8 protein-coding genes, 1 tRNA gene, 1 rRNA gene and 1 pseudogene are annotated in these 8,678 nt (G+C 60.3%); 6 read left to right on the top strand and 5 right to left on the bottom strand.

All coding sequences use genetic code 11. The annotated features are described in order from the left end of the window. Window positions 1-69: 69 nt before the first annotated feature. The 3 genes from G5134_RS02060 to G5134_RS02070 form a co-directional block, all read right to left on the bottom strand. Window positions 70-501, bottom strand: a complete 432-nt coding sequence (locus tag G5134_RS02060; protein WP_005308011.1) for a DUF411 domain-containing protein — start codon at window positions 499-501, stop codon at window positions 70-72. A 47-nt stretch (window positions 502-548) separates the two neighbouring features. After that, a complete protein-coding gene (locus tag G5134_RS02065) occupies window positions 549-872 on the bottom strand; it encodes a hypothetical protein (protein WP_042005464.1) in 324 nt (107 codons plus the stop codon). A gap of 87 nt (window positions 873-959) precedes the next feature. After that, the gene (locus G5134_RS02070; protein WP_042049215.1) at window positions 960-1,682 is read right to left on the bottom strand and encodes an SDR family oxidoreductase; all 723 of its coding nucleotides are present in this window, start codon (window positions 1,680-1,682) and stop codon (window positions 960-962) included. Window positions 1,683-1,825: 143 nt separating this feature from the next. Here G5134_RS02070 and G5134_RS02075 point away from each other — a divergent pair, with 143 nt between their 5' ends. The 6 genes and pseudogenes from G5134_RS02075 to G5134_RS02100 all read left to right on the top strand — a co-directional run. After that, the gene (locus G5134_RS02075) at window positions 1,826-2,671 is read left to right on the top strand and encodes a LysR family transcriptional regulator (RefSeq protein ID WP_065017349.1); all 846 of its coding nucleotides are present in this window, start codon (window positions 1,826-1,828) and stop codon (window positions 2,669-2,671) included. Between the two features lie 56 nt (window positions 2,672-2,727). Further along, window positions 2,728-3,327, top strand: a complete 600-nt coding sequence (locus G5134_RS02080) for an NAD(P)H-dependent oxidoreductase (RefSeq protein WP_019839951.1) — start codon at window positions 2,728-2,730, stop codon at window positions 3,325-3,327. A 70-nt stretch (window positions 3,328-3,397) separates the two neighbouring features. Then, on the top strand, window positions 3,398-5,254 hold the full coding sequence (locus tag G5134_RS02085; protein WP_005308005.1) for a monovalent cation:proton antiporter-2 (CPA2) family protein: 1,857 nt from the start codon (window positions 3,398-3,400) through the stop codon (window positions 5,252-5,254). Continuing rightward, window positions 5,251-5,637: a SirB2 family protein gene (locus tag G5134_RS02090; RefSeq protein ID WP_065017348.1), complete on the top strand. Its 387-nt coding sequence runs from the start codon at window positions 5,251-5,253 to the stop codon at window positions 5,635-5,637. Before G5134_RS02085 ends, G5134_RS02090 begins: the two co-directional genes overlap by 4 nt. Before the next feature lie 304 nt (window positions 5,638-5,941). Continuing rightward, window positions 5,942-6,928, top strand: a complete 987-nt coding sequence (locus G5134_RS02095; protein ID WP_005308002.1) for a helix-turn-helix transcriptional regulator — start codon at window positions 5,942-5,944, stop codon at window positions 6,926-6,928. 1,148 nt (window positions 6,929-8,076) lie between these two features. Next, window positions 8,077-8,172 (top strand): annotated as a pseudogene (locus G5134_RS02100) (phosphoribosylaminoimidazole carboxylase); the annotation flags it as partial. A 79-nt stretch (window positions 8,173-8,251) separates the two neighbouring features. Here the strand turns inward: G5134_RS02100 and G5134_RS02105 are convergent. Continuing rightward, window positions 8,252-8,328, bottom strand: a tRNA-Asp gene (locus tag G5134_RS02105). Window positions 8,329-8,423: 95 nt separating this feature from the next. After that, a 5S ribosomal RNA gene (gene rrf / locus G5134_RS02110) occupies window positions 8,424-8,538 on the bottom strand. Between the last annotated feature and the right edge of the window lie 140 nt (window positions 8,539-8,678).

Genomic DNA, 8,678 nt, shown 5'->3' on the forward strand with positions numbered 1-8,678 from the left:
GTGAGCGACACGGGCTCGCTCAGGTGTGCCTCACATGATGGAAGTGTGTCTGCTCACGGCCAGTCTTCATCAGCCGGGGTAGCTCGACCAGACCCTGGTCGCGCCCTCATTGCTGATGCTCAGCACCTGATAGGGCTGACCCGGAATATCCATGCCCGGCGCACTCTGGGGCATGCCCGGAATGGTCAGGCCGCGGATCGCCGGTTTTTCCTTGAGCAGTTTCTGCACATCGGCGGCGGGCACGTGTCCCTCGATCACATAGCCGTTGACCACGCCGGTGTGGCAGGAGGCCAGCTGCGGAGTGATACCGTACTGCTGTTTGACCGGTGCAAGCTGTTCGGTTTCGATGACCTCGAGCTCGAAGCCATTCTCTTCCATGTGCTTGTTCCAGGCCTGGCAGCAGCCGCAGTACTTGGATTTGTAGACGGTCATCTTCTCGGCCGCGAGAGCAGAAAAGCTGACGGTACCGGCCAGCACGGCCAGTAGCAGGGATTTGTACATAACTCACCTCAGATTGAATGAAACATGCCCGGAAACGGGGGTCAGATTCAAGCCAGGGTGCGGGGAGGACGCTCCAGCCGGTCGGTCGGGACATCCGGCATGAACTGGGAAGGGGAGATGAAATCCGGGGAGTCTGGTTCCAGCATGGCAACCGTCAGGCTGTCACTGCTGAGCACCGTCATGGCGAGCGCCGAGGTGAAGCTGCCGCAGGGCATGGCCTTCTCCAGGGTGCGTTCGCTCTGGCTGCAATGAGGCGTCAGGGTACAGAGATCGGTCGCCGCCCGGCTGCCAAACGACATCAGCACCATCAGCAGACTCCACAGGGGGAGCCAGCGGCGGGCGCGAGCGAGTTGGCGACGGGTCAGAACCATGAGACGACTCATTGACGAAAGGTGGCCTATGGTAACCCCTGGCCCAGGGGGAGGGTCAAGCCCTCCCCCTCTTCCTGTCAGCCTCCATCAAGGTTGCTGACGGGTGGCCGCCAGCACGATCTCGCGCACGCAGACATTGGCCGGCTGGTTCCATGCATAGAGCACGGCCTCGGCGATCACCTCGGGCGCAATGACACCGCCCATCTGATCCTTCCAGTCGTGGTAGCCGGCCTTGATGCTCTCGTCCGTGGTATGGCTGAGCAGCTCGGTCTCCACCGCGCCCGGGGCTATGGTCACCATCCGCACGCCGACATCGGCCACCTCTTCCCGGATGTTCTCGGTCAGGGCGTGCACCGCGAACTTGGTGGCGCAGTAGGCGGCATGGTTCGGGAAAGTCTTGCGACCGGCGATGGAGCTGATATTGATGATGGTACCGCTGCGGCGCGCCTTCATCCCGGCCAGCACGGCGTGAACACCGTTCAACACCCCCATCACGTTGATGTTGAGCATCTGCTGCCACTCGGCCGGGTCCTGCACGTCGGCCTGGCCCAGCAGCATGACGCCGGCGTTGTTGACCAGGCAGCCGACCGGACCGAATTGCGCCTCTGCCTGCTGGATGGCGGCCTTCATGGCAGCGGTGTCGGTCACGTCGACCCCGATGCAGAGGGTATCGGGCAGGCCCAGCGCCTGCATGGGCTCGACCCGGCGGGCCAGCAGCAGCAGCGGATGGCCGGCGGCCGAGAAGGCACGGGCGATGGCGGCACCGATCCCGGCGGAGGCACCGGTGATCACGACGAGAGGCTTGGACATGATGTTTTCCTTCTGATTCAAGAGTCGGTTTGAGCAAACAAGCGGCTGGCCAGCACGGAACGGGATCACTATAGTCACTGCATCCATCAGTGATAAATATTGTTTTCCGCTGGTTATCATCTGAAAAAACTATGGTTGGGCTTATGCTGGATCTGAGACTGCTGCGCTTCTTCATCGCCATCTATGAAGAGAAGAACATCACGGCGGCGGCCGAACGCTGCCACGTCAGCCAGCCCTCCCTCTCGGCGGGGCTGCGCCAGCTGGAAGAGACCCTGGGTGACAGCCTGTTCATTCGGGGCAAGAAGGGGGTGGAGGCGAAGGACCCGGCCCACTACCTCTATCCCCACGCGGTCAAGCTGGTGGAGGAGGCGCGCCGTCTGCCCGAGCTGTTTCGCCAGAAGGCGACGCGTGCGCGGCTCAACATGGCCATCATGCCGGATCTGAGCCGGCGGCGGGTGGCGGGATTGCTGCAGCAGGTGCAGGCGGTGCTGCCCGAGCTGGATCTCACCCTCTCCGATTACGGGACGCCTGCCGACTGTCGGCTGACCCTGGATGCCCTGCGCCGGGAGGACGAGATCTTTCTGCCGCTGTGGGAGGAGGATTATGTCTTGTGCGTGCGCCGCGACCATCCCCTCGCCGGCCGCCGGCAACTAGAACTGGCCGAGCTGCAACATTATGATTTTATTGAGTGCCCACCCTGCGAGGCCCATCAGCAGACCATAGGCCTGCTGGCCTGTGATCGGCTCACCCTCAATCTGGTGGCCAAGGCAGAGAGCAAGGGGCTGGTGATGGCGCTGGTACTGGCCGGGATCGGCATCAGCTTCCTGCCGGACGGGCTGGTGGAGGACGAGGCGGGGCTGTGCACCGTGCCCGTGAGCGGGCCCCGGATGTTCCGGCGCATCGGTCTCTGCTATCCCGCCCACCAGACCCTCAATCCGGCGCTGCGCGAGCTGATCCCGGAGCTGGCGAGCCACGGCGCTTCTTGCTAACGTCGCTGTGCAATGCATCTTTTGCCGGCATCCACTCCTCTTCAGGTCAGGACCCCATGAAACGCATTCTGGTCATCTTCTCACACCCGGCGCTTCAGAGCTCCCGGGCCAACAAGCAGCTGCTGCAGGCCATCGACGGGCTGGAGGGCGTCACCCTGCACGACCTCTATCTGCACTACCCGGACATGTTCATCAACGTGAAGCGGGAGCAGGCCCTGCTCTCTGAACACGACATCATCGTCTTCCAGCACCCCTTCTACTGGTACTCCTGTCCCGCCATCATGAAGGAGTGGATGGATCTGGTGCTGGAGTACGGCTACGCCTATGGCCCGGAAGCCCACGCCCTCAACGGCAAGCAATGGCTGTCGGCCATCACCACCGGCGGTGCCCCCGAATCCTACTGCAGCGCCGGCTACAACCAGCGCCCGCTGCTCGACTTCCTGCTCCCCTTTCAGCAGACGGCCCAGCTGTGCGGCATGAGCTGGCTGCCCCCGTTCGTGCTGCACTCCTTTCACAAGATCCGGGACCCGGAGGCGCTGCGCCGCTGCGGCCAGGATTATCGCCAGTTGCTGTGCGCCCTGCGCGACGAGCAGCTGACCCCGGAACAACTCGGCGGCAGCCCCTATCTGCGCGATCTGCTGGAGGTACTCCCATGACCCGAACCCGCTCCGGGCGTAGTCCCGGCCTGCCTTCATCGGCCTCCACCACGGCGCGGAGGATCCGCTGATGGGACACGGTTTGCTGTTCGACGCCTTCATCTACCTCTCCGCCGCGGTGATCGCCGTGCCGCTGGCCAAGCGCTGGGGGCTGGGCTCCGTGCTCGGCTACCTGCTGGCGGGGATCATCATAGGCCCCTTCCTGCTGGGGCTGGTGGGTGAGCAAAAAGACGTGATGCACTTCGCCGAGTTCGGGGTCGTGCTGATGCTGTTTCTGGTCGGACTGGAACTCAGGCCGGCGCTGCTGTGGCAGCTGAAGGGGCCCATTCTCGGCACCGGTGGACTGCAGGTGCTGCTCACCACGGCAGCCCTGACCGGCGTGGCCCACCTCATTGGCCTGCCCTGGCAACAGGGTCTGGCCATCGGCCTCATCCTGGCGCTCTCCTCCACCGCCATCGTGCTGCAGAGCCTGCAGGAGCGCAAACTGATGCAGAGCGAGAGCGGCCGCTCCGCCTTCGCGGTGCTGTTGTTCCAGGACATCGCCGTCATCCCCATCCTGGCGATACTGCCACTGCTGGCCATTGCGCCGGTGGCCAGCAGTGGCAGCTCTGAGCTGGCCGGCTGGCAGCACGGCCTGCTGGTGGTGGCCGCCATCTCCGGCATAGTGCTGGGGGGTCATTACCTGATGCGCCCGGTGTTTCGCGCCATCGCCCAGTCTCACATGCGGGAGATCTTCGTCGCCGCCGCCCTGCTGCTGGTGATCGCCATCGCCGTGCTGATGGAGTCGGTCGGCCTCTCCCCTGCGCTGGGCTCCTTCCTCGCCGGGGTGGTGCTGGCGGACAGCGAATACCGCCACGAACTGGAGGCGGACATAGAGCCGTTCAAGGGTCTGCTGCTCGGCCTCTTCTTCATGTCGGTGGGCGCCGGTATCAACTTCGGGCTGTTTGCCGAACATCCGCTGCTGATCCCGGCCCTGGTGGTCGGCCTGATGCTGCTCAAGTGGCTGGTGTTGATGGCGCTCGGCTTCATCATCCGCATCTCGCCGAGCCAGCGCTGGACCTTCGGGCTGGCGCTGGCCCAGGGGGGGGAGTTCGCCTTCGTGCTGTTCTCGTTCGCCGCCCAGAACAGGGTGTTACCGGGGGATACCATAGCCCTGCTGACCCTGGTGGTGGCGCTCTCCATGGCGCTGACGCCGCTGCTGCTGATCCTCAACGATCGGGTGATCCAGCCCTGGTTCGACTACCGCAACCAGAGCGAGGTCCCGCAGCACGAGCAGCCGGAGCTGGTGGAGCACCCGGTGATCATTGCCGGCTTCGGCCGCTTCGGCCAGATAGTGGGACGCTTGCTGCACGGCCACGGCATAGGCACCACCATCCTCGAGCAGGATGCCAGCCAGATAGAGATGCTGCGCAAGTATGGCTATCAGGTGTTCTACGGGGATGCCAGCCGACTCGACCTGCTGCACGCCGCCGGTGCCCACAAGGCCAAATTGCTGGTGCTCTCCATCAACGACCCTGCAACGTCACTCGAAGTGATTGAAATGGTGAAGAAACACTTCCCGCACCTTAAGATATTGGCGCGAGCCCAGGATCGTCCCCACGCTCACGAGATCCTGCGCCAGGGCGTGGGCAGCGTGTATCGGGAAACCCTGGGTTCCGCCGTGGATCTGGGGGTGGAAGCCCTGACCCAGCTCGGTTTTCGGGCCAACCAGGCCTGGCGGGCCGGGCAGACCTTCAAGCAGCACGACAACTGGCTGCTGCGGGAGCAGGTCAACTACCTGGACGACGAACACACCTATATCAACAAGAGCCTGCAATACCGGGACATCCTCTCCGATCTGCTGCAAGACGATCAGGAAGGACAGGAGCGCATTCACGCCCACAACTGGAACAGCGGTCTGCCCGACAACGACAAGGAAGCAATATGATTGCCTATTACCCCCTGCTCAAACACCTGCACATGACGCTGGCACTGGTCAGCGTGCTGCTGTTCCTCTATCGCTGGCTGCTGGCCCTGGGGGGCAGTGCCCGCCTGCAGCGGAAGTGGCTGAAGATCCTGCCCCATGTCAACGACACCTTACTGTTGCTGTTCGGGGTAGTGCTGGCGGTGACCCTGCAGATGAGCCCGGGTCAGCAGCCCTGGCTGATGGCCAAGCTGATCGCGCTGGTGGTTTACATCGGCCTCGGCGTCATGGCGCTCAAGCGCCCTGCGCGCAGTCAGAAGCTGGTGGCCGGCCTCGCGGCCCTGGCGGTATTTGGCTACATGGTGGGCGCCGCCATCACCAAGTCTGCCTGGTCCTGGCTGGCCTGATCCGACAGCAAAAATCCCCGCCCGGTGGAGGAGAGTCCTCTCCTCCACATCATATTCTGCGCTTACCTATCATTTCTGTTTTTTCTTCTACATCAAATCCGTAAGACAGCACTTTCATTTGGCGAATTTTCATCATTTTTTAGCCTCAATTGCTGCCAGAAAAGAGAGCGTTCTCTTTTATGATCATGTAGTTAGCTTGGTTTGTATGAAAATGGCGACAGTTGTCGCAGCAAAACTTGCGACATAGACTGTCGCAAGGCATGGCTAGGATACACTCAACGCTAAACCAGTGAAGGCATGCACCATGAGTAAGAAGCTGTTACGACAACTGACCTTGGCGCGTTGCATCCCGCACCGCCCTTACAAGCTGACCGCCAGCCAACTCCAGGTAAAACTGGAAGAAGAAGGCATTCATGTCAGTCTGCGTACCGTGCAACGGGACCTGGAAGAGATGTCCGGCATGGGGTTGTTCGACCTCACCTCGGATGAACGCAGCAAACCACACGGCTGGTGCTTCGAGCGCCATGGCCTCAACGATTTTGCCAACATCATGCCGCTGTCGCTGGCAGTGGCGCTGAAAACCTGGAGCGACCAGGCCAGCCAGCTGCTGCCCGCCAGTGTCCTGACCGAATTGAACCCGCTGGTCGACAAGGCCAGCCAGGTGATCCGTGACAGCCAGAGCGAACTGGCGGAACGCTGGCTCGAGAGCGTGCACCAGTCACCGCGTCCGTTTGCCGGCAACCCGGAGATCCGCCGCAGCACCCTGATCCGCGATGCATTGTGGCGTGGCCGCAAGTTCAGCGCCGAGATCCAGCGTGTCATCAAGGAGCGCACCGTGTGGCTCTGCTATGACCGCATCAATCCGCTCGGCATTCTGAACCAGGCAGAGGGGCCGACCCTGCTCTGCACCCTGTCCGAGCTGGATCCCAAGGTCTACGGCATCCCGTTCGACCACATCAAGAACGTGGAGCTGACCAACTTCAGCGCGACCCAGCCGAAGGATTTCAATATCCAGAAACTGATCCGCGATCAGGGGTACCAGGATGTCAGCGGGCCGATCCGCTTCGTCGGCCGCATCGATGCCAACTGTCCGACCTTGGTCGACGGCCAGATCCCCGGCCACAACCCGCGCATGACCCGCTACGACAAACGCAGCGTGGTGGTGGAAACCGAGGTGCAGGACACTCCGGAGTTCCGTACCTGGCTCAACAACATGAGCGGGAACCTGGAAGTGCTGGCGCCAGAATCCTTGCGCAAGGCATATCCGACACCGGGTAGTCGCGTCAGCTGACACCTTCTCAAAAAGCCGGGCCAAGCCCGGCTTTTTGTATTCTTTTTGAGCATATTTATTCAACTAATTTTTAAGCCTTACCCTCCGAATTGAGCCTGTTTTTACCATCGTTTTCGCCCTGCTTTTGTGTGTGAGAGATCAGCCATCGCCGCTGTAAGAGGCCACTGTGTCGAACCGTACGCGAAGCCATCTTTGAATCCTTATGCTTTCCCGTGAAACAAACTAACGCCATGATTAATATGAATTTATTATCACAACCATGATCGTTTAAGCGCTCCCATCACGCCGACAACGCCAACTCCTCCCTTGTTCCGCCCTCTGGTTCCCTTAATATGGATCTCACAAGGACGAAGCTGGTTCGGCAGGATGCAGAAGCAGCGCATAAGCAGGGAATAAACCACAGGACGTGGGCAGGGAACACCTCAGGATGAGGCCGATAGCCAGGATGGTTATCAAAGGGAATACAGGACACCGCGGGACGTGGTTGAGGACACCTCAGGATGAGGCAGAGCAGCAGGATGGTTGCTCTTCAGGACGAACAGGAACCTCGCCGGAGGCGAGCAGGACAGCTTCAGGATGAAGCGAGATAACCCGGATGGTTATCTGTCAGGATGACGCAAGGAACACCACGGGATGTGGTAACGGACACCTCCAGGATGGAGAGAGTGCAGCAATCAGGATAGATTGCCAGGCTAGGATGGCCACAGGACACCTCAACGGATTGGGAAGGGGATATTCCGAAGGATCAGGATAAAGTCAGGGATTGCAGGGAGCGTTGCAGTTCAGGGACTGGACGAAATGACTCGAGGGGACGGCAGCTGCCGTCCCCTTTTCTTTTGCGCTTTTTACTAGATGCAACCCAATCACATCACTCACGATGCAGATGTTGTGCATGCCATTTCCCTGCGCTTGTTCCTGCTGCTCATCACTCTCGCCCATACCTTGACTGAGTCTTTCGACAAGACCTCTCTAAAGGCCTGAAAGAAGCGCTGAGACATTCAAGCTGCACTTCATATGTGTGACGAAGTATAGAGGCGCTATTCAGTCTTCGACGACACTCAAGCAACAAGTGGTTGCCATTCCCCCTCATGCCATTGTTGGCGGCATACTGCATCAAAGATCCGAAGAGAGTCTCAGCTTCAGTAGTCCCCGGGGATCACATCAATATCCCTGCCCGCCAGAAGCACAGGGTCGAGTGGACCCATCCCGACATGACCACTGTCTGGCTCTGCGTGTTTTACTGAAGTGAGTAAGGAAAAAAGAGGGAATTTGGGGGAAATAAGATGAAAAAAAGCCCAGTCGTTAGACTGGGCTTCTTGTTAGTGGCGGAGCGGACGGGACTCGAACCCGCGACCCCCGGCGTGACAGGCCGGTATTCTAACCGACTGAACTACCGCTCCGCATTCGGTTAGCTTTCGCTAAATCTTTTGCCGCTTCTTGATGAGGTGTCATCCTCGCAGCCGGTCATGTCTTTCACATCACCGTTTAATTGGGTGCCTGGCAGTGTCCTACTCTCGCATGGCGAATGCCACACTACCATCGGCGCTACAGCGTTTCACTTCTGAGTTCGGCATGGGGTCAGGTGGTTCCACTGCGCTATTGCCGCCAGGCAAAATCTTCAATCTGAAAAAGCTGATTTAGTTCTTCGTTCTCGGTATCTGCTACAAGCCTTCGAACACTTCTTGGGTGTTGTATGGTTAAGCCTCACGGGTAATTAGTATGGGTTAGCTCAACACGTCGCCGCGCTTAC

The organism is Aeromonas sp. 600276, assembly GCF_049175815.1.
GTDB classification, from domain to species: Bacteria; Pseudomonadota; Gammaproteobacteria; order Enterobacterales; family Aeromonadaceae; genus Aeromonas; species Aeromonas dhakensis.